The sequence below is a fragment of the Pseudomonas sp. 1928-m genome, assembly GCF_029269135.1.
Taxonomy (GTDB): Bacteria; Pseudomonadota; Gammaproteobacteria; order Pseudomonadales; family Pseudomonadaceae; genus Aquipseudomonas.
Genome location: NZ_JARIXO010000001.1, coordinates 424,789 through 445,653, shown reverse-complemented (window position 1 = coordinate 445,653; position 20,865 = coordinate 424,789). Strand labels below are relative to the sequence as shown.

The following is a 20,865-nucleotide window of genomic DNA, read 5'->3' as shown; positions in this document are numbered from 1 at the left end:
TCCTTAGGGCAATAGGCCTTTGACGTTGATCGGTTCGGCTTCGTTTTGCGCGGCGCCTTTCGGCTTGCCGGCAATGGCCATACCGGCGACGCGGTAGAAGTTGTAGTCCGGATTCTTGCCCGGGCCGCTGATCAGCAGGTCTTCCTTCTCGTACACCAGGTCCTGCCGCTTGAACTCACCCATCTCGAAATCCGGAGTGAGCTGGATCGCCGTGGTCGGGCAGGCCTCTTCGCACAAGCCGCAGAAGATGCAGCGCGAGAAGTTGATGCGGAAAAAATCCGGGTACCAGCGGCCATCCGGGGTTTCCGCCTTCTGCAGCGAAATGCAGCCCACCGGGCAGGCCACCGCACACAGGTTGCAGGCCACGCAGCGCTCTTCGCCGTCGGGGTCGCGGGTCAGGACGATGCGTCCGCGATAGCGTGGCGGCAGGTACACCGCCTCTTCCGGGTATTGCAGGGTGTCGCGCTTGCGAAAGCCATGGCTGAAGACCATGACCATGCTGCGCAGTTGGGTGTAGGTGCCGTGCACCACATCCCGTATGTATTTGAACATTCTGTGGTTCTCCTTACTGGGCCGCGGCCAGCACGAATGCGCCGGTCACCAGCAGGTTGATCAGGGTCAGCGGCAGGCAGAACTTCCAGCTGAAGGCCATGACCTGGTCATACCGTGGCCGCGGAATCGAGGCGCGCAGCAGGATGAAGATCATGATGAAGAAGCAGGTTTTCAGGGCAAACCAGAAAAACGGAATCTGCGGCAGGATGCCAAACGGCCCGTGCCAACCACCGAAGAACAGGGTTACCAGCAGCGCCGAGATGGTGATGATGCCGATGTATTCGCCGACGAAGAACATGCCCCATTTCATCCCGGCATATTCGATGTGGTAACCGTCGGCCAGCTCCTGCTCAGCTTCCGGCTGGTCGAAGGGGTGACGGTGAGTCACCGCCACGCCGGCGATAAAGAAGGTACAGAAGCCGAAGAACTGCGGAATGATAAACCAGAGGTTTTCCGCTTGGTAATCGACGATGTCGCGCATGTTGAACGAGCCAACCTGGGCGACGATGCCCATCAGCGCCAGCGCCAGGAACACCTCGTAGGACACCGTCTGCGCCGAGGCGCGTAGCGCTCCAAGCAGGGCAAATTTGTTGTTACTCGCCCAACCGGCGAACAGCACGGCATACACCGATAGCCCTGCCATAGCGAAGAAGAACAGGATGCCGATATTCAGGTCCGCCACGCCCCAGTTCGGGGTGATCGGGATAATCGCAAAGGCCATCAACATGGCGGCGAAGGCGATCATCGGCGCGAGGATAAAGATGAACTTGTCGGCGAACGGCGGCGTCCAGTCCTCCTTGAAGAACATCTTGATCATGTCCGCTGCGATCTGAAACATGCCGAACGGCCCGACCCGATTAGGGCCGTAGCGGTCCTGCCACCAGCCCAGCAGGCGCCGCTCGACAAAGCTCAGCAGCGCACCGCAGACCACCACCACCAGCAGAATCACGATGGCCTTGAGTACGGCGATCAGCACGTCCAGCACTTCGGGGGTCAGCCAACTCATTGCGCGGCCTCCTCAATGCGGGTGACCACGCTACCTGCGATCAGCGCCGGCATGCCCACCAAACCGACTGGCAGGCCGACCACACCGATGGCCAGCTCTTCGGTGATCTGCAACGGCAGGCGCAGGGTCTGCCCAGCGACCGTCAGGCTCAGCAGCGCGCCGTCATTTACGCCCAGGCGATCCGCTTCGGCCTTGGCCAGCAGCGCGTAAGGTGCGGGAATGCGCTCCTGCAGCGGCGCGGCGCCGGCCGAGGTTTCTTCACTGCCGAACAGGTGATGCAGCGGCACAGCCTGCAAGGTGCCCGGAGCCGGGTTAAAGGCGGCCGGTACGCTGAACCACGGCAGCACCGTGCCTTTGGCTTCCAGCAGACGCACACCGGGGTCACCAGCGCGCAGATGGCCGCCGACTTCGTCCTGAAACTTGTTCCAGGCCTGCGGCGAGTTCCAGCCCGGCGACCAAGCGAATGGAATCTGCTGGCGGTCTTCCTTGCTGCCGGAATAGCCTTCCATGGAGAAGGAAAAAGCCGAATCCTGATCCTGCGGCTGACGCGGCTCGTGCACGCTGATATTGGCGCGCATGGCGGTGCGACCGCTGTAACGGTGCGGCTCACGGGCCAGCTTGAGGCCCTTGATGCGGAAGGTGGCGTTGGGTGCCGCTTCGCCGATGCGCGCCAGCAGGTTGTTGCTAGCCGCGACTGCTGCGGTCACCGCATCCAGCTGAGTCCAGTCGAGCGGCTTGCCCTGTAGCGTGCTGTGCAGGGCATGCAGCCAGCGCCAGCCCTCGCGAATCAGGATATTGGCGTCGTAGTAGCTCGGCTCGAACACCTGGAAGAAGCGCTGGGCGCGGCCTTCAAAGCTGACCAGGGTGCCATCGCCTTCGGCGAAGCTGGCCACCGGCAGCAGCAGGTGGGCTTTTTCGCTGGTGGCGGTGTGCTGATGGTCGGCGACGATTACCAGTTTGGCGGCCGCCAATGCGGCATCGACCTTGGCTGCATCAGCGCGACGGTACAGGTCGTTTTCCAACACGATCACGGCATCGGCCTGACCCGTCGTCAGCGCTTGCAACGCATCATCGACCGACTTGCCGGCGACGTTTTCACCCAGCAGCAGGGCCAGGCCCATGCTGTTGGCTTCCGGCACTACCAGGCTGATGGAGGCGTTCTTTTCGCGATTCTTCAGCGCACTGGCGATATTCGCAGCGGCTTCGATCAGGCTCTTCTCGCCCAGGGATGCGCCGGCAACGATCAGCGGACGCTTGGCTTCAAGCAGCGCTTCGGCAATCAACTCCACCAACTCGCCGACATCTGCATCCAGACCGTTAACTGCTGGTGCGCTTGGATCGATGGCATGGGCCACAGCGAAGCCGATACGCGCCAGATCGGCCGGGGCCGCGTGCACGCAGGCTTCGGCCACATCATCCAGGCGGGTGGCGGTGACGCTGGCGATAAACAGCGGATGCAGCGCGTCCTGGGCGACGTTCTGCACGGCGGCCATGTGCCAGTCCTGAATTTTCATCGAGGCGGCGATTTCAGTGGCCTTGCCCTTGACCGCCTGACGCAGGGCCAGGGCCATGCGTGCGGCTGTCTGAGTCAGGTCTTCACCGAGGATAAACACCGCGTCGTGCAGCTCGACTTCACGCAGGGTCGGCACTGGCAGCGGACCGTTCTGCAGGATGTCGCGGATCAAGCGGATATTGTCCAGCTCGCCAGCGGCGATACCGGAGTAGTAGTTGGCCTCGCCGACCAGCTCGCGCAGGGCGAAGTTGCTTTCCAGGCTGGCGCGCGGCGAGCCGATGCCGATTACGCGTTTGCCTTTGAGCAGCTCGGCGGCCTTGTCCAGCGCCGCGTCGATGCCGAGCTTTTCGCCACCGTCTTTATTCACCAGCAGCGGCTGGCGCGGACGGTCGCTGCGGTTGACGTAGCCATAACCGAAACGGCCACGGTCGCAGAGGAAGTACTGGTTTACATCGCCATTGAAGCGGTTTTCGATGCGTCGGAGTTCGCCGTAGCGCTCGCCGGGACTGGTGTTGCAGCCGCTGGCGCAGCCATGGCAGATGCTCGGGGCGAACTGCATGTCCCACTTGCGGTTGTAGCGCTCGGAGTGGGTCTTGTCGGTGAACACACCGGTCGGGCAGACCTCGACCAGGTTGCCGGAGAACTCGCTCTCCAGCACGCCGTCTTCGACCCGGCCGAAGTACACGTTGTCATGCGCGCCGTACACACCCAGGTCAGTGCCGCCGGCGTAATCCTTGTAGTAGCGCACGCAGCGGTAGCAGGCGATGCAGCGGTTCATTTCGTGGGAGATGAACGGGCCGAGCTGCTGGTTCTGGTGGGTGCGTTTGGTGAAGCGATAACGGCGCTGGTTGTGGCCAGTCATCACCGTCATGTCCTGCAGGTGGCAATGGCCGCCCTCCTCGCACACCGGGCAGTCGTGCGGGTGGTTGGTCATCAGCCACTCGACGACGCTGGCGCGGAACGCCTTGGATTCTTCATCGTCGATGCTGATCCAGGTGTTGTCGGTGGCAGGCGTCATGCACGACATGACGATGCGCCCGCGCATATCGTTTTCATCGGTGTACTGCTTGACCGCGCACTGGCGGCAGGCGCCGACGCTACCGAGCGCCGGGTGCCAGCAGAAGTAAGGGATATCGAGACCTAGGGACAGGCAGGCCTGCAGCAGGTTGTCCGCCCCATCGACTTCGAAATCTTTGCCGTCTACGTGGATAGTGGCCATGGTTCAGGTTTCTTCTTTGCCCACCGAAGCGGGCTTGGCTAATGGAATCACGTTGTGCTGCGGGGCCAGGTCAGTGGCCGCCAGAGCGCCATTGTTTTACGCGGGGACGAATTGCCCCGTCGTCGCCGGAGCCGCCGAGCTGGCAACACCAGCCTCGAACTCCGAGCGGAAATACTTGATCGCACTGCCCAACGGCTCAACCGCACCCGGTGCATGGGCGCAGAAGGTTTTGCCCGGGCCAAGGAAATTGACCAGACCGAGCAGCGTGTCGATGTCCTGCTGAGTGCCTTGCTTGCGCTCCAGGGCGCGGAGAATCTTCACGCTCCAGGGCAGGCCATCGCGGCACGGCGTACACCAGCCGCAGGACTCGCGGGCGAAGAACTCTTCCATATTGCGCAGCAGCGAGACCATGCTGATGCTGTCGTCCACCGCCAGTGCCAGGCCGGTGCCCATGCGCGTGCCGACTTTGCCGATACCGCCGGCATACATCAGCGCATCCAGGTGCTCGGGTAGCAGAAAGCCGGTGCCGGCACCGCCGGGTTGCCAGCACTTGAGGGTATAGCCATCGCGCATGCCGCCGGCGTAGTCCTCGAACAGCTCGCGGGCGCTAACGCCGAAGGGTAGCTCCCACAGGCCGGGGTTCTTCACCTTGCCGGAGAAGCCCATCAGCTTGGTGCCGTGGTCTTCACTCTCAGGGCGGGCCAGGCTCTTGTACCAATCCACGCCGTTACCAACGATGGCCGGCACGTTGCACAGGGTCTCGACGTTGTTTACACAAGTCGGCTTGCCCCACACGCCTACGGCGGCCGGGAACGGCGGCTTGGCGCGCGGGTTGGCGCGACGGCCTTCGAGGGAGTTGATCAGCGCGGTTTCTTCACCGCAGATATAACGGCCGGCACCGGTGTGCACAAACAGCTCGAAATCGAAACCGCTGCCGAGAATGTTCTTGCCAAGCAGGCCGGCAGCCTTGGCTTCCTCAATGGCGCGGTTCAGATTCGCCGCCGCATCGACGTACTCGCCACGCAGGAAGATATAGCCGCGATAGGCCTTGAGCGCCCGTGCGGAAATCAGCATGCCTTCCACCAGCAGGTGCGGCAGCTGCTCCATCAGCATGCGGTCCTTCCAAGTATTCGGTTCCATCTCGTCCGCGTTGCACAGCAGGTAGCGGATGTTCATGGATTCGTCGGCGGGCATCAGCCCCCACTTCACCCCGGTGGGGAAGCCAGCACCGCCGCGGCCCTTGAGGCCGGAGTCTTTGACGGTTTGCACGATGTCGGCCTGGGCCATTTCGCTCAGGGCTTTGCGCGCGGCGGCGTAGCCGTTTTTGGCCTGGTATTCCTCCAGCCACACCGGCTGGGCGTCGTCACGCAGGCGCCAGGTCAGCGGATGGCTTTCCTCACTGCGGGCAATCTTGTTGGCCGGGCCGATGGAGGTCAGCGTCTTGATACTCATACGTAGGCCTCTAGCAGTTTGGCAACGCCATCAGGTTGCACGTCGCCAAAGGTGTCGTCGTCGATCATCAGCGCCGGGGCCTTGTCGCAGTTGCCCAGGCAGCACACCGGCAGCAAGGTAAAGCGGCTGTCGTGGGTGGTCTCGCCGAGGCCGATACCGAGCTGTTTCTGCATTTCGGCGACGACCGACTCATGGCCACCGACATAGCAGGTCATGCTGTCGCACACGCGGATAATGTGGCGGCCCACCGGCTGACGGAAAATCTGACTATAGAAGGTGGCCACGCCTTCGACGTCGCTGGCGGGAATGCCGAGGATCTCGCCAATCGCATCGGCGGCGCCATCCGGCACCCAGCCACGGACTTTCTGCACGATCTTCAGGGCTTCGATCGACGCCGCGCGCGGATCTTCGTAGTGGCGCATCTCATGCTCGATGGCCGCACGCTCGGTTTCGCTCAGAGCAAAACGGTCGGTTTGAATCAGGGTTGTCTGGCTCATATCAGCGGTCCACGTCAGCCATAACGAAGTCGATACTGCCCAGGTACGCGATCAGGTCGGCGACCATGCTGCCGCGAATCACCGAAGGGATCTGCTGCAGGTGCGGGAAGCTCGGCGTACGAATGCGCGTGCGGTAGCTCATGGTGCTGCCGTCGCTGGTCAGGTAGTAGCTGTTGATGCCCTTGGTCGCCTCGATCATCTGGAAGGACTCGTTGGCCGGCATCACCGGGCCCCAGGAAACCTGCAGGAAGTGAGTGATCAGGGTTTCGATGTGCTGCAGCGTGCGCTCTTTCGGCGGCGGCGTGGTCAGCGGATGATCGGCCTTGTATGGGCCTTCCGGCATATTGCGCAGGCACTGATCGATGATCTTGATGCTCTGACGCATCTCTTCCACACGCACCATGCAGCGGTCATAGGCATCGCCATTGGCCGCCAGCGGCACTTCGAATTCGAAGTTCTCGTAGCCGGAATACGGCCGCGCCTTGCGCAGGTCGAAGTCGCAGCCCGTAGCGCGCAGGCCAGCACCGGTGGTGCCCCACTCCAGCGCTTCCTTGGTGTTGTACTGCGCCACACCGATGGTCCGCGCCTTGAGAATGCTGTTCTGCAGCGCGGCCTTTTCGTACTCGTCGAGGCGCTTGGGCAGCCAGTCAACGAACTCCTTAACCAGACGATCCCAGCCACGCGGCAGGTCGTGAGCGACGCCACCGATACGGTACCAGGCCGGGTGTAGACGGAAGCCGGTGATGGCTTCGATCACTTTGTAGGCGCGCTGACGGTCGGTGAAGGTAAAGAACACCGGGGTCATCGCGCCGACGTCCTGGATATAGGTACCGAGAAACAACAGATGGCTGGTGATGCGGAAGAACTCGGCCAGCATGATGCGGATCACGTCGACCCGCTGCGGCACGGTAATGCCCGCGAGTTTTTCCACGGCCAGCACGTACGGCAGGTTGTTCATTACCCCGCCGAGGTAGTCGATGCGGTCGGTGTAGGGAATAAAGCTGTGCCAGCTCTGCCGCTCGGCCATCTTCTCGGCGCCGCGGTGGTGGTAACCAACCTCGGGCACGCAATCGACGATCTCTTCACCGTCCAGCTGCAGAATAATGCGGAACGCACCATGGGCCGACGGGTGATTGGGGCCGAGGTTGAGGAACATATAGTCCTCATGCTCGCTGCCGCGCTTCATGCCCCAGTCTTCCGGCTTGAAGCGCGCGGCCTCTTCTTCCAGCTGCTGTTTGGCCAGAGTCAGGCTGAACGGATCGAACTCGGTGGCGCGCGCCGGGTAGTCCTTGCGCAGCGGGTGACCTTCCCAGGTCGGCGGCATCATGATCCGCGTCAGGTGCGGGTGGCCGCTGAAGTGAATGCCGTAGAGGTCCCATACTTCGCGTTCATACCAGTTGGCATTGGGCCAGATGCTGGTGACGCTGGGCACATTGAGGTCGCGCTCGTTCAAGGCAACCTTGAGCATGATGTCGCTGTTCCGCTCCAGCGACATCAGGTGATAGAACACGGTGAAATCCGCACCCGGCAGACCGCGACGCTGGGTACGCAGGCGCTCGTCGACGCCATGCAGGTCATACAACATGACGTAGGGGCGCGGCAGATTGCGCAGGAAGGTCAGGATCTCGACCAGCCGCTCGCGGGCCACCCACAGCACCGGCATGCCGGTACGGGTGCTCTGTGCGGTAAAGGCCTCGGCGCCAAAACGGGAATTCAGTTCGACGACCACATCTTGGTCGTCAGCCTTGTACGGCGGTATGGACAGAATGCTGTCTGCAGTCATGGTCTCGGTCGCTATCGGTCAACGGCGTCAGTAGGCGGGCTCAAGCGAGCCCAGGCTCACACTTCGTCGGGGCTGCGCAGATTGGTCACGGCGATTCGCTGCTCGCGACGCTGTTCTTTCTGCGAAGGCATGTCGGCACGGTAAACACCCTGATCACCGACTACCCAGGACAACGGCCGGCGCTCCTGACCGATGGACTCCTGCAGCAGCATCAAGCCTTGCAGAAATGCCTCGGGACGGGGCGGGCAACCGGGAATATAGACGTCGACCGGCAGGAACTTATCGACCCCCTGGACCACGGAGTAGATGTCGTACATGCCGCCAGAGTTGGCGCAGGAGCCCATAGAGATCACCCACTTGGGCTCCAGCATCTGCTCGTACAAGCGCTGGATGACCGGGGCCATCTTGATAAAGCAGGTGCCGGCGATGACCATGAAGTCCGCCTGGCGTGGGGAGGCTCGAATCACTTCCGCACCAAACCGGGCTACGTCGTGCGGCGCGGTAAAGGCGGTGGTCATTTCCACATAGCAGCAGGACAGGCCGAAGTTATACGGCCATAGGGAGTTCTTGCGCCCCCAGTTCACTGCACCATTCAGCACATCGGCAAGTTTGCCCATGTAGATGTTCTTGTGGACTTGATCATCTAGCAGCGGGTCGGAAACAGTCTCCCGCTCGCCGACCGGATAGCGCTCATTAGGCGCATCCGGATCGATCCGAGTAAGTTTGTAGTGCATCGCCAAAGCCTCATTGTTTTAGCTTCGCCTGCCGCTCGCGACGGCCCTGAGGTGCCCAATCGAGCGCCCCAATCCGCCAAAGGTAGACAAGACCTGCCAACAGAATTGCTATAAAGACTGTAGCTTCGATCAGCCCAGCCCAGCCGCTTTCGCGCACCGAAACTGCCCAAGCGAAGAGAAAGAGGGCTTCAACGTCGAAGATCACGAAGAGCATCGCGACCAGATAGAATTTGGCTGACAGGCGCAGACGCGCGCTGCCGACGGGCAACATGCCGGACTCAAAGGGCTCATTCTTGCTGCGACCCCAGGCCTTGCTCCCCAGCAGGCTGGACAGCCCGAGCATAAAGCCGATAAGCCCGAAAACTCCGAGCAGAAACACAGCAAAAGCCCAGTTATGGGACATGGTCGTTACCGCATCAGGCATGCCGGTACTCCTTGGGTAAAAGGAACGGCTTGTATAATTTTATTGTGGCGAGTGCGAACCCCAAGCTGGGTCGCCCGCAAAGTATGGTCGCAATTCTATTCGCACAACGTTTTAGTAACTAATTATTTTCTGTTCACAAAGCGACATAAACGCGTAGCCAATCGCCAAAACCCGTCCAACACATCAAGCACGGGCGCTGAAGCGCATCAGCAGTTGGTTCCATTGAATACAGCCGCTATGCTTGGCTGCATCTCAATGGATAAAGACTATGACCCTCACCGAACTGCGCTACATAGTCACCCTCGCTCAGGAACAGCACTTCGGCCGCGCCGCCGAGCGTTGTCACGTCAGCCAGCCGACGCTGTCGGTGGGGGTAAAGAAGCTCGAAGATGAGCTGGGTGTGCTGATCTTCGAACGCAGCAAGAGCGCAGTGCGTCTGACCCCGGTCGGTGAAGGCATCGTCACCCAGGCGCAGAAGGTGCTGGAGCAAGCCCAGGGCATCCGCGAGCTGGCTCAGGCCGGCAAGAACCAGATGGCCGCGCCACTGAAAATCGGCGCGATCTACACCGTAGGCCCCTACCTGTTCCCCCATCTGATTCCGCAACTGCACCGCGTCGCCCCGCAGATGCCGCTGTATATCGAAGAGAACTTCACCCACGTGCTGCGCGACAAACTGCGCAATGGCGAGCTGGACGCGATCATCATCGCCCTGCCGTTCCATGAAGCCGATGTGCTGACCAAGCCGCTGTATGACGAGCCGTTCTACGCCCTGCTGCCCGCCGGCCACCCCTGGGCCGCGATGAAAACCATCGACAGCAAGCTGCTGAACGACAAGAGCCTGCTGCTGCTCGGTGAAGGCCACTGCTTCCGCGATCAGGTGCTGGAAGCCTGCCCAACCCTGCGCAAGGGCGGCGAAGACAGCGCCAAGCACACCACTGTGGAGTCCAGCTCGCTGGAAACCATCCGCCACATGGTCGCCTCGGGCCTCGGCGTGTCGATCCTGCCGTTCTCCGCGGTCGACAGCCACCACTACGCTCCCGGCGTGATTGAAGTGCGCCCACTCAGCCCGCCCGCGCCGTTCCGCACCGTGGCCATCGCCTGGCGCGCCAGCTTCCCACGGCCGAATGCCATCGAAGTGCTGACCGACTCGATCCGCCTGTGCTCGGTGGCCAAACCACTGCCTAAGAGCAGCTAAGACAGGCCATGACCGAGCTGGCCGCGGTTTCTGTCACCGCGCTGAAAGGCGTGGGTGCGGCTCTGGCCGAAAAACTCGCCAAGGTCGGCCTGGAAACCCTGCAGGACGTGCTGTTCCACCTGCCGCTGCGTTATCAGGACCGTACCCGCATCGTGCCGATTGGCGCGCTGCGTCCCGGTCAGGACGCAGTAGTTGAAGGCATAGTCGCCGGCGCCGATGTAGTCATGGGTCGCAGGCGCAGCCTGCTGGTACGCCTGCAGGACGGCAGCGGCACCCTCTCCTTGCGCTTCTACCACTTCAGCCAGGCGCAGAAAGAAGGTCTCAAACGCGGCACCCAGGTGCGCTGCTACGGCGAAGTGCGCCCTGGTTCATCGGGGCTGGAAATCTATCACCCGGAATACCGCGCGCTGTGCGGCAGCGAGCCGATTGCCGTGGAACAGACCCTGACGCCGATCTACCCGACCACCGAAGGCCTGACCCAGCAACGCCTGCGCCAGCTCAGCGAACAGGCCCTGGCGCGCCTGGGCCCGCATAGCCTGCCGGATTGGTTGCCGCGTGAACTGGCTGACGACTACCAGCTCAGCCCGCTCGACCAGGCGATTCGCTACCTGCACCGGCCACCGCCGGATGCCGATCTGGAAGAACTCGCCGAAGGCCGTCACTGGGCCCAGCACCGCCTGGCCTTCGAGGAGTTGCTCACCCATCAACTGTCGCTGCAGCGTCTGCGCGAAAGCGTGCGCGCGCAGCAGGCTCCAGCGCTGCCGCTGGCGAAACGCCTGCCGCAGCAATACCTGGCCAACCTGGGTTTTACCCCCACCGGCGCGCAACAGCGGGTCGGCGCGGAAATCGCCTATGACCTCAGCCAGAGCGAGCCGATGCTGCGCCTGGTGCAAGGCGATGTCGGCGCTGGCAAGACCGTGGTCGCCGCCTTTGCCGCACTGCAAGCGCTGGAAGCCGGTTATCAGGTCGCACTGATGGCGCCGACCGAGATTCTTGCCGAGCAGCATTTCATCAACTTCAGCAAATGGCTGGCGCCGCTGGGTCTGGAGGTCGCCTGGCTGGCTGGCAAGCTCAAGGGCAAGGCCCGCACCAGTGCCCTGGAACAGATCGCCGCCGGCGCGCCCATGGTGGTCGGCACCCACGCGTTGTTTCAGGAGGAAGTGCGCTTTGCCAAGCTGGCCCTGGTGATCATCGATGAACAGCACCGCTTCGGCGTGCAGCAGCGCCTGGCCCTACGACAGAAAGGCATCGGCGGGCGTATGTGCCCACACCAGTTGATCATGACCGCCACGCCAATCCCGCGAACCCTGGCGATGAGCGCCTACGCCGACCTCGACACCTCGATCCTCGACGAGCTGCCGCCGGGCCGCACCCCAGTGAATACCCTGGTGATCGCCGACAGCCGCCGCCTGGAAGTGGTCGAGCGCGTGCGCCTGGCCTGTAATGAAGGGCGCCAGGCCTACTGGGTGTGCACGCTGATCGAAGAGTCCGAAGAGCTGACCTGCCAGGCCGCGGAAACCACCTTCGAGGATTTATCCGCAGCGCTCGGCGGGCTGAATGTGGGGCTGATCCACGGGCGCATGAAGCCTGCAGAAAAAGCTGCGGTGATGGACCAATTCAAACAGGGCCAGCTGCAACTGCTGGTGGCCACCACGGTGATCGAAGTCGGCGTCGACGTGCCCAATGCCAGCCTGATGATCATCGAGAACCCGGAACGCCTGGGCCTGGCCCAGCTGCACCAGCTGCGCGGTCGGGTCGGCCGTGGCAGCGCCGCCAGCCATTGCCTGCTGCTCTATCACCCGCCCTTGTCGCAGCTGGGCCGCGAGCGCCTTGGCATCATGCGCGAGACCTGCGATGGTTTCGTGATTGCTGAAAAAGACCTGGAACTGCGCGGCCCCGGCGAGATGCTTGGCACCCGCCAGACTGGCCTGCTGCAGTTCAAGGTGGCCGACCTGATGCGCGATGCCGACCTGCTGCCGGCGGTACGCGACGCCGCGCAGGCACTGCTGGAACATTGGCCACAGCATGTCAGCCCGCTACTTGAACGCTGGCTGCGGCATGGCCAACAATACGGGCAAGTGTGAACCCGCGCACAGGACAACCGTCGCCTGCGCCGCATTTTACTCATCCCGCTGTTTATACTCGGGGTATTGCTACTTCTGCTGGATACCGTCATGACCGAACTTGCCCTAGCTACCGACACCGCTCCGCGCCCGCCAGCGGTGATTCTGCAACTACTGGAAAAGCTCGGCCTGCCCTACCAAATCTGCCGTGATGTGCCCGGTCTGCCGGTCGCACAACGTCTACAGGCGGTTTTGCTGGATGACGCCGTCGGCGCGCTGCTGGTGCTCTATCCACAGAGCCAGCTGCTCGACCTCAATCGCCTGACCGAACTGACTGGCCGCCAGCTGACTGCGGTCAAACCAGAGCGCCTGGAGCGCATGCTCGGCAAGCACAGCCTGAAAGTGCTGCCCGGCCTGCCGCCGCTGACCAGCTCGCCCTGCCTGTATGACGAACGTCTGCTGCAAGTGCCCAGTCTGTATATCGAGTCCGGCCAGCGCGGTGTGCTGCTGGAGCTGAGCACCGAGGCCTTCAAAAGCCTGCTAAGCAAGGCCAGTGCTGCACGTTTCGGCGAGCCACTGAGCAATATCCGCCTGAACCTGGATCGCCCGGACGACGACCGCGCCGAGATCACCCTGGCGGTGCAGGCCTTTACCGCGCGGCGCATCCAGCAACGCCTGGAAGAAACCATCGAGATTCCGCCACTACCGGAAACCGCGCAGAAGATCATCAAGCTACGCGTCGACCCGGATGCCACGGTGGATGACATCACCGGCGTGGTCGAAACCGACCCGGCGCTGGCCGCTCAGGTGGTCAGCTGGGCCGCCTCGCCCTACTACGCCGCGCCGGGCAAGATCCGTTCGGTGGAAGACGCCATCGTCCGCGTGCTCGGCTTTGATCTGGTGATCAATCTGGCCCTTGGCCTGGCCCTGGGTAAAACCCTGAGCCTGCCCAAGGACCATCCGCAACAGGCCACGCCCTACTGGCAACAGGCGATCTACAGCGCTGCGGTGATCGAGGGTCTGACCCGCGCCATCCCGCGCGCACAGCGCCCGGAAGCCGGCCTGACCTACCTGGCTGGCCTGCTGCACAACTTCGGCTACCTGGTGCTGGCGCACGTGTTTCCGCCGCACTTCTCGCTGATCTGCCGGCATCTGGAGGTCAACCCGCACCTATCGCACAGCTATATCGAGCAGCATCTGCTCGGCATCAGCCGCGAACAGATCGGTGCCTGGCTGATGCGCTACTGGGATATGCCGGAAGAACTGGCCAGCGCCCTGCGCTTCCAGCACGACCCTGAATACACCGGCCCCCACGCCACCTACCCGAACCTGGTGTGCCTGTCGGTCAGCCTGCTGCGCAATCGCGGCATCGGCGCCGGCCCGCAGAGCGAGATTCCGCAAAGCCTGTTCGACAACCTCGGCATCAGCCGGGACAAGGCCGAAGAAGCCGTAAGCAAAGTGCTAGCCGCCGAAGTCGCGCTGCGCGAACTGGCGGCGCAATTCCACCCGGCACACTAAAACGCAGAAAACACAAAGGGGCCTACGGGCCCCTTTGTTGTTGCAGTCGAATACGATTAGCTAAGAGGCGCTTCCAGTTACGCTTTGAAGCCGCTCTAGCTTACTCAGCTTGTTAACTAGCAACCTCGCTCCGCTATCATCGACGAAGTTCTCATACATGACAGTGCTGTCACGAAAGTGATTCTCGAGATGATTCAGAACGCCGCGTAGCGCAGCTAACATGCTCTCGACTGCAGCCCTGCTGATCCCACTTAGAGCGCTGGAGTTCCGGTTGCTGAGGTAGTTGTGATCTTGGTGTGCAATACGCTTGTTGCGATGCTCGCGGGCAAATGCTGCCTCCGCTACAGCCTTAGCGCAGAGTAACTGAGCTTCTACCCTTAGCACGGGATCTGTAATAAGTAATGGAAGCGACTGTACGGTTAGGTTCTTGTTTTTGCCTGTAGCTGGTGGGTCCGTCATCCGTGATACACCAAGGAGCACGCTATCCCATAGCTCGTCTTGCACGATCTTAAAAAATAACCCCGCCGTTCGATTGAGCAACTGAACCGTGTCCGCTGTATCTCCGAAAAGCTGCCGATATTGCTGCCAGAGGACATGAAGTTCTATGAGTTCTATGTGGAGAACATAGAAACCAACACCGAGCTCTTGCCCCATTGAGGAAATGTAATCGGCACGTACTTCGTCCATTGATCGGGTGCCCATCGAATATGTCCTGACTACTTCTTCAGCTGCGCACGCCGTGCAGCGAACAACTCCGGCAGCACCTGCACGCTGCCATCGAGCAACTGGGCCACGGCTGGCTGCTCATACAAGGCGGCATATTCGGCCAGTTTTTCACTGGGCATCTGCCGGTAGGCGTAGAGCATAAAAGACTCCACCGCCTCGGAACTGGAGGCCCGCAGCGCGTCTTCCTGCGCCTTGGTCTGAGTGCTCAGGGCTTTCTCGTCGATGCTTTCGCCACGGCCCTGCAAGGCCAGAAACGCCTGGGTCTTGCCGACTTCATAACGCAACAAGGTGGCTAGCGTAGTGGTGTGTGCGGCGGCATCCAGGCGCCGCACCAGAGCCAGTCGCTCCTCACGCGGCGGGCGCTCGCCCAGTTGTTTGCGATAGGCCGCCAAGCCTTCTGCGCCGCCCTCACCGACCGAACGCTCGGCGGCAGTAAAGCTCTGCGCCAGGGGGCTTTCCAGCAGGCTCTTGGCCTGTTCCAACTGGGCTTGATCGAGCTTGCCGGTCAGCTTCTTGGCCAAGTCCAGGCACAGGCCATCGGCGGCAAACACCTTGGCCAACTGCGCTTGCTGTTTATCGCTCAACCCGCGCTGCACAAGCGGCGCACTCTGTTCGCAGAGCAAACGGATACCGGCCAGCTCGAATAACGGCGCAAAGGCTTCGGCTTTGGGAGGTGCAGCATGGGCAAGGGCGGTGGTAAACAGCAGGACACTTAGCAGCAGACGCATGGGCAAACTCTCACTAGGGCTATGCCCAGCCTAGCGAAAGCAGCGCGCGCCGGCCAGCCCTGGCGCGCGGCGGTGAGGCTCAGGCGGCCTTTTTGGCGGCGTCTTTCTTTTTCGGCATCAGGTATTTGGTCAGACCCTGGAACCAGATCACCAATGCCGGGTTGCCCTGGATCTGGATGTCCTTGTTCTGGATGCCCTGCATAAACGCCAGCTGCTTGTTCTTCGCGCTCATGGTGGCGAAACCGTAGGCGGCATCCTTGAAGCCAAGGGCGAAGGCAGGCTCAGTAGCCGGGCCGCGCTTGCTGGTGATGCGCTGGTCTTTGACGATGAAGTGACGGGCAACTTTGCCGTCCAGGGTGTGCAGCTGAAAGACCATATCGCGGTCGACCAGTTGTTGCTGGAATGCCGGGTTTTCACGGCTGGCCTTGGCCATCAGACGGCCCAGCATCCACAGAAGAAAACGGAATTTCATGCGCGAGGCCTCGCAAAGGGTAGGGAAAAGGCGGCGCATTGTAGCGGTTTGCGGCGGGGACTACATCCGGCTGAAAGAAGGGCGTGAACACGCTGGCCGGGGGTGGTGCAGCCCGGAGCCAAAGGCCCCGGGCCTGAGGACTCAGTTGACCGCGTCTTTCAGGGACTTGCCCGGTTTGAAGGCGACGGTGTTGCTGGCCTTGATCTTTACCGGCTCGCCGGTTTGCGGGTTTTTACCGGTGCGAGCACCGCGATGGCGTTGCACGAAAGTACCGAAGCCCACCAGAGTGACGCTGTCCTTGCGGTTCAGTGCGTTGGTGATTTCTTCGAGTACCGCGTTAAGTACACGGTTTGCCTGATCTTTAGTCAGATCCGCCTTATCGGCGATAGCGGCGGCGAGTTCCGGTTTACGCATAAATGCCTCTTTACGGTTTTTTGTTGTTGTGTCCGGGCTGCTCTGCGCGAGCAGATACCAAGGCGCCGCAACAGCTCTAGGCTGCGGCAGACTGAGGGAGGATGGCATGCCATTGGGCCCTGCGCCAGTCTTGTCCGACAGTTAAACCAGGCAATTTTGTGGCATATCCGACAGAACGTCCGCCATTCAGGCCAAAAGCGCAGGCAGCAGCTTATTCAGGGCCAATTTATCCTGCACGGCCGTACCGGTGAGGGCATAACCGAGCAGCGCGCCACTGCTGTCATGGCACAGCGCCTTGATATCGGCGCCGCTGCCCTCCACGCGCCACTCGCCTTGCAGGCCGCGTGGTGGCGGCGAGACCACCAGCGGGCAGACCGGGGTTTTTACCGTGACCGGCATCGGCCCGTAGCTCACCGCCGTCGGCGTGCCGGCCAGGGTTTGCGCCAGGGCGCGCGCGCTGGTCATCAGCGGCATGACGTAGAGCAGGTTGATCCCATCGACCTCGGCGCAGTCGCCCAGGGCGTAGATATTGGCGTGCGAAGTACGTAGCTGGCGATCCACCACCACCCCACGATTAACCGCCAGCCCGGCCGCAGCCGCCAGCTCGATACGCGGACGCAGCCCCACGGCAGACAGCACCAGGTCACACTCGATCAGCGTGCCGTCGGACAAGTGGGCTTCCAACGCATCGCCTTGGTGATTCAGGCTGGCCAACACCGGGCCGAGGTGAAAACGCGCACCCAACCCTTCCAGACCCGCTTGAACTGCAGCGGCGGCAGCCGGATGCAGCAAGCCTGGCATCACCTGTTCGCAGGGTGCGACCAGCTCGACCTGATAGCCACCCAGGCTCAGGTCGTTGGCAAACTCACAACCGATCAGTCCGGCGCCCAGCAGCAGGACGCGCTGCTTGCCGGCAGCCGCCGTGCGAAAGCGTGCGTAGTCCTCCAGATCATTGATCGAGAAGATCGCATCGTCGGCATCACCTTCCACCGGCACACGAATCACCTCGGCGCCCCAGGCCAGTACCAGGTCGCGATAGGGCACGGCTTCTTCGCCGATCCACAGCTGCTTGTGGCCCGCATCGATGCCGCTGATGCGGGTATGGGTGCGCACTTCCGCCTTGAGCTGTTCGGCCATGGCGCCCGGCTCGGCCATGCTCAGGCCATCGGCGTCCTTGTTCTTGGCAAAGCCGGTGGACAGCATGGGTTTGGAGTACGAGCGACCGTCGTCGGCGGTGATCAGTAGCAGCGGGGTTTCGCTGTCCAGCTTGCGAAACTCACGGGCCAGGTTGTAGCCGGCCAGGCCGGTGCCGACGATGACGACAGGTGCGCTCATGCTGCATTCCTCACACAGGCCGCGCACTGCGGCGGCCGTAATAGATTTCAGGGCTGACGCGGCTCAGGCGATCTCGATCATCTCGAAATCCATCTTGCCGACGCCGCAATCGGGGCACAGCCAATCGGCGGGGATATCTTCCCAGGCCGTGCTAGGGGCGATGCCTTCATCGGGCAGGCCGAGGGCTTCGTCATAGATAAAACCGCACACCACACACTGCCACTTGCGCATAGCCACCTCGGCGCTTATTCAGCTCGTTCGAGGTGTTAAGTATGCGCACTCACTAAACAAAACGGCGACCCTTGGGTCGCCGCTTGTCACAGCCTGGACTCAGAACCGGTTTCAGATCTCGCGAGCTAGAGCGATGCAAGGCAAAAACAGGCGAGAAAGCGGAGTTTACGGCTGTAAATGAGCATTTCGAGACGCCGCGTCCCGGCCTGTTTTTAACGCAGCAGCGCCGACGCGCAGCAGATCGGAGACGGTTCTTAGCCGATTTCGATCATTTCGAAATCAAGCTTACCCACGCCACAGTCAGGACACAGCCAGTCTTCCGGGACATCCTGCCAGAGCGTGCCAGCGGCGATGCCTTCATCAGGCCAGCCTTGGCTCTCATCGTAAATCAGTCCACAGACCACACATTGCCACTTCTTCATAACTACCTCAGGCGGATCACACGGCTATTGCGCCGGGGAAACTACCGCATATGTGCAGGTGCGCCAAGCCGCCGGGCGATGAATAGCCCGTCATCGGGGCCAACCAAAGTCGGGTTCTGCCCGATGTCGCGGCCAATCGCCGCGCCTGCTGCTACCTGTCCGGGCGCAAGGGCCATGCTAGACTCGCGCGCCTCTGCTTACGGTGAAACCTGCCCGTGCCCCACGCCGCTCTCGCTCATCCGCCGCGCTGGCTGACTGCCAGCCAACTGCACCCTGCGCCCACTGCTGCGGTGCGCGATTGGCTATTCAATGAAGATTCGCTGACGCGACGGCTGACCGCCCTGTCGGCTGATGGCTTCAGCGTCACCCCGTTGCAGGAAGGCTGGCAGCGCCTGCGCAGTGATGAATGCAGCGCGCTGGGCGTGGTCAGCGGCAGCCAGGGCTGGGTGCGCGAGGTGTACCTGCGCGGCCACGGCCAGCCCTGGGTATTCGCCCGCAGCGTGGCAGCGCGCAGCGTACTGGAAGGCTCGGGCCTGGCGCTGGACCAACTCGGCAGCCGCTCGCTAGGTGAGTTGCTGTTCAGCGACCGCGCCTTTGATCGCGGCGAATTGCAGGTGTGCCGCTACCCAGCGCAGTGGCTGCCAGCGGAAGCCTGCAGCGAGCGCCTGTGGGCACGCCGCTCGTGCTTTAGCCGTGGTGCGCTGGGGGTGCTGGTGGCCGAGGTGTTCTTACCCGAATTCTGGCAGGCCGCCGAGCTCGACACGCCGTAGGGTGGATGTCGTTTTTACTTCCACCTTGCAGCCACCCTGGTGGATCGATAAAGCGTGATCCACCCTACGCCGTCCGTATAATCAGTCGCACCTCGCATGGAGACGCGCTCGATGTATACCCGCCTGCTGCATTCACTCAACCGCCTGCACCCGCGCGCCTGGGACTTTATTCAGCTGATGCGCCTGGACAAGCCCATCGGCATCTACCTGCTGCTGTGGCCAACGCTGTGGGCCTTGTGGGTGGCGGCCGAGGGCGTACCGAGCGCGAAAAACCTGTTTATCTTCGTGGTCGGCGTGTTGCTGATGCGCGCCGCCGGCTGTGTGATCAACGATTACGCCGACCGCAACTTCGACGGCCACGTCAGCCGCACCAAAGCCCGCCCACTGGCCAGCGGCAAGATCCAGCCGCGTGAAGCGCTGATTCTGTTCGCCGTACTGGTGGCCGCCAGCTTCGTGCTGGTGCTGTTTACCAACGCCACCACCATCTGGCTGTCATTCGGCGGCCTGGCTCTGGCCGCCTGCTACCCCTTTATGAAGCGCTACACCTTCTATCCGCAGGTAGTACTGGGCGCGGCATTCTCCTGGGGCATGCCGATGGCGTTTACCGCCGAAACCGGCAATCTGCCGCCGGAAGCCTGGCTGCTGTATATCGCCAACCTGCTGTGGACGGTGGCCTACGACACCTACTACGCCATGGCCGACCGCGAGGACGACCTGAAGATCGGCGTGCGCTCTACTGCCATTCTGTTTGGCGATGCCGACCGCCTGATTATCGTCACCCTCCAGGGGCTGGCGCTGCTCTGCCTGCTGCTGGCGGCAGCGCGCTTCGAGCTGGGCCTGTACTTCCACCTCGGCCTGCTGGTGGCCGCCGGCTGCTTTGCCTGGGAGTTTCACAAGACGCGCAACCGCAAGCCGATGGCCTGCTTCAATGCCTTTCTGCACAACCACTGGGCGGGCTTGGCGATCTTTATCGGCCTGGTGCTGGACTACGCTCTGCGCGGCTAGAAAGAAGCTTTGCCGCGCGCTTGTCATATCGCTGCAATAATTCCGTTATCTAATGCAGCCCATTACAGCGAGATGACCCGAGGCTTGACCCATGGTTGGCAAGAACATCCTGATCGTCGATGACGAAGCACCGATCCGTGAAATGATCGCCGTGGCCCTGGAAATGGCCGGCTACGAGTGCCTGGAAGCGGAGAATACCCAGCAGGCGCACGCCATCATCGTCGACCGCAAACCCGATCTGATCCTGCTCGACTGGATGCTCCCCGGCACCAGCGGCATCGAACTGGCGCGGCGCCTCAAGCGCGATGAGCTGACCGGCGACATCCCGATCATCATGCTCACCGCCAAAGGCGAAGAGGACAACAAGATCCAGGGCCTGGAAGTCGGCGCCGACGACTACATCACCAAGCCGTTCTCGCCGCGCGAACTGGTTGCCCGCCTGAAGGCCGTGCTACGCCGCGCAGGCCCGACCGACAGCGAAGGGCCGATCGAAGTCGGCGGCCTGCTGCTCGACCCGATCAGTCACCGCGTGACCATCGACGGCAAACCGGCCGAGATGGGCCCCACCGAATACCGCCTGCTGCAGTTCTTTATGACTCACCAGGAGCGCGCCTACACCCGTGGCCAGTTGCTGGATCAGGTCTGGGGCGGCAACGTGTATGTCGAAGAGCGTACCGTCGACGTACATATCCGCCGCCTGCGCAAAGCCCTTGGCGAGGTCTACGAGAATCTGGTGCAGACTGTACGCGGCACGGGTTACCGTTTCTCCACCAAGAGCTAGGCCGCGCATCGTCATGATGCCCGGC

At 62.1% G+C, this 20,865-nt stretch carries 21 protein-coding genes; 6 read left to right on the top strand and 15 right to left on the bottom strand.

The features are described 5' to 3' along the window. Window positions 1-3: 3 nt before the first annotated feature. From nuoI to P3C18_RS01955, 8 genes are all read right to left on the bottom strand, one after another. Complete coding sequence (nuoI, locus tag P3C18_RS01990; protein WP_160086025.1) at window positions 4-552, bottom strand: NADH-quinone oxidoreductase subunit NuoI; 549 nt, start codon at window positions 550-552, stop codon at window positions 4-6. A gap of 13 nt (window positions 553-565) precedes the next feature. Then, the gene (gene nuoH / locus P3C18_RS01985) at window positions 566-1,558 is read right to left on the bottom strand and encodes an NADH-quinone oxidoreductase subunit NuoH (protein ID WP_275960207.1); all 993 of its coding nucleotides are present in this window, start codon (window positions 1,556-1,558) and stop codon (window positions 566-568) included. After that, window positions 1,555-4,290 (bottom strand): NADH-quinone oxidoreductase subunit NuoG, encoded by a 2,736-nt coding sequence (gene nuoG / locus P3C18_RS01980; protein WP_275960206.1) that lies wholly within the window; start codon window positions 4,288-4,290, stop codon window positions 1,555-1,557. The genes nuoH and nuoG overlap by 4 nt, the downstream gene beginning before the upstream one ends. 96 nt (window positions 4,291-4,386) lie before the next feature. Then, the gene (gene nuoF, locus P3C18_RS01975; protein WP_275960204.1) at window positions 4,387-5,742 is read right to left on the bottom strand and encodes an NADH-quinone oxidoreductase subunit NuoF; all 1,356 of its coding nucleotides are present in this window, start codon (window positions 5,740-5,742) and stop codon (window positions 4,387-4,389) included. Then, window positions 5,739-6,239, bottom strand: coding sequence for an NADH-quinone oxidoreductase subunit NuoE (nuoE, locus tag P3C18_RS01970; RefSeq protein ID WP_275960203.1), 501 nt, complete (start codon window positions 6,237-6,239; stop codon window positions 5,739-5,741). The genes nuoF and nuoE overlap by 4 nt, the downstream gene beginning before the upstream one ends. 1 nt (window position 6,240) lies before the next feature. After that, a complete protein-coding gene (gene nuoC / locus P3C18_RS01965) occupies window positions 6,241-8,022 on the bottom strand; it encodes an NADH-quinone oxidoreductase subunit C/D (protein WP_275960202.1) in 1,782 nt (593 codons plus the stop codon). Window positions 8,023-8,078: 56 nt separating this feature from the next. Continuing rightward, complete coding sequence (locus P3C18_RS01960; RefSeq protein ID WP_108489146.1) at window positions 8,079-8,756, bottom strand: NADH-quinone oxidoreductase subunit B; 678 nt, start codon at window positions 8,754-8,756, stop codon at window positions 8,079-8,081. Window positions 8,757-8,766: 10 nt separating this feature from the next. Further along, complete coding sequence (locus P3C18_RS01955) at window positions 8,767-9,180, bottom strand: NADH-quinone oxidoreductase subunit A (protein WP_090250607.1); 414 nt, start codon at window positions 9,178-9,180, stop codon at window positions 8,767-8,769. A gap of 268 nt (window positions 9,181-9,448) precedes the next feature. On the opposite strand from P3C18_RS01955, the gene P3C18_RS01950 reads away from it, so the two are divergent. From P3C18_RS01950 to P3C18_RS01940, 3 genes are all read left to right on the top strand, one after another. Then, window positions 9,449-10,375, top strand: coding sequence for a hydrogen peroxide-inducible genes activator (locus P3C18_RS01950; protein ID WP_275960201.1), 927 nt, complete (start codon window positions 9,449-9,451; stop codon window positions 10,373-10,375). A gap of 8 nt (window positions 10,376-10,383) precedes the next feature. Beyond that, a complete protein-coding gene (gene recG / locus P3C18_RS01945; RefSeq protein ID WP_275960200.1) occupies window positions 10,384-12,459 on the top strand; it encodes an ATP-dependent DNA helicase RecG in 2,076 nt (691 codons plus the stop codon). A gap of 90 nt (window positions 12,460-12,549) precedes the next feature. Then, the gene (locus tag P3C18_RS01940; protein WP_275960199.1) at window positions 12,550-13,956 is read left to right on the top strand and encodes an aminoacyl-tRNA deacylase and HDOD domain-containing protein; all 1,407 of its coding nucleotides are present in this window, start codon (window positions 12,550-12,552) and stop codon (window positions 13,954-13,956) included. A 60-nt stretch (window positions 13,957-14,016) separates the two neighbouring features. Here the strand turns inward: P3C18_RS01940 and P3C18_RS01935 are convergent, their stop codons facing one another. The 7 genes from P3C18_RS01935 to P3C18_RS01905 form a co-directional block, all read right to left on the bottom strand. After that, the gene (locus tag P3C18_RS01935; protein ID WP_275960198.1) at window positions 14,017-14,643 is read right to left on the bottom strand and encodes a hypothetical protein; all 627 of its coding nucleotides are present in this window, start codon (window positions 14,641-14,643) and stop codon (window positions 14,017-14,019) included. 29 nt (window positions 14,644-14,672) lie between these two features. Further along, a complete protein-coding gene (locus P3C18_RS01930; RefSeq protein ID WP_275960197.1) occupies window positions 14,673-15,410 on the bottom strand; it encodes a hypothetical protein in 738 nt (245 codons plus the stop codon). 79 nt (window positions 15,411-15,489) lie between these two features. Next, a complete protein-coding gene (locus tag P3C18_RS01925) occupies window positions 15,490-15,882 on the bottom strand; it encodes a helicase (RefSeq protein WP_275960196.1) in 393 nt (130 codons plus the stop codon). Window positions 15,883-16,023: 141 nt separating this feature from the next. Then, window positions 16,024-16,296: an HU family DNA-binding protein gene (locus tag P3C18_RS01920; protein ID WP_090250753.1), complete on the bottom strand. Its 273-nt coding sequence runs from the start codon at window positions 16,294-16,296 to the stop codon at window positions 16,024-16,026. 186 nt (window positions 16,297-16,482) lie between these two features. Continuing rightward, the gene (locus P3C18_RS01915; RefSeq protein ID WP_275960195.1) at window positions 16,483-17,631 is read right to left on the bottom strand and encodes an FAD-dependent oxidoreductase; all 1,149 of its coding nucleotides are present in this window, start codon (window positions 17,629-17,631) and stop codon (window positions 16,483-16,485) included. Window positions 17,632-17,694: 63 nt separating this feature from the next. Beyond that, entirely contained in the window at window positions 17,695-17,862 is a 168-nt protein-coding gene (locus tag P3C18_RS01910; protein WP_275960194.1) for a rubredoxin, read from the bottom strand. A 254-nt stretch (window positions 17,863-18,116) separates the two neighbouring features. Next, window positions 18,117-18,284, bottom strand: coding sequence for a rubredoxin (locus P3C18_RS01905; protein WP_090240746.1), 168 nt, complete (start codon window positions 18,282-18,284; stop codon window positions 18,117-18,119). 215 nt (window positions 18,285-18,499) lie between these two features. Between P3C18_RS01905 and P3C18_RS01900 the strand changes: the two genes are divergently transcribed. The 3 genes from P3C18_RS01900 to phoB all read left to right on the top strand — a co-directional run bounded on the left by P3C18_RS01900 (window position 18,500) and on the right by phoB (window position 20,840). Beyond that, the gene (locus tag P3C18_RS01900; protein ID WP_275960193.1) at window positions 18,500-19,054 is read left to right on the top strand and encodes a chorismate lyase; all 555 of its coding nucleotides are present in this window, start codon (window positions 18,500-18,502) and stop codon (window positions 19,052-19,054) included. 111 nt (window positions 19,055-19,165) lie between these two features. Continuing rightward, window positions 19,166-20,059 carry a 4-hydroxybenzoate octaprenyltransferase gene (ubiA, locus tag P3C18_RS01895; RefSeq protein ID WP_275960192.1) on the top strand — a complete coding sequence of 298 codons (894 nt, stop codon included), beginning with the start codon at window positions 19,166-19,168 and terminating at the stop codon, window positions 20,057-20,059. A gap of 91 nt (window positions 20,060-20,150) precedes the next feature. Next, entirely contained in the window at window positions 20,151-20,840 is a 690-nt protein-coding gene (phoB, locus tag P3C18_RS01890; protein ID WP_160013767.1) for a phosphate regulon transcriptional regulator PhoB, read from the top strand. Window positions 20,841-20,865: the final 25 nt, after the last annotated feature.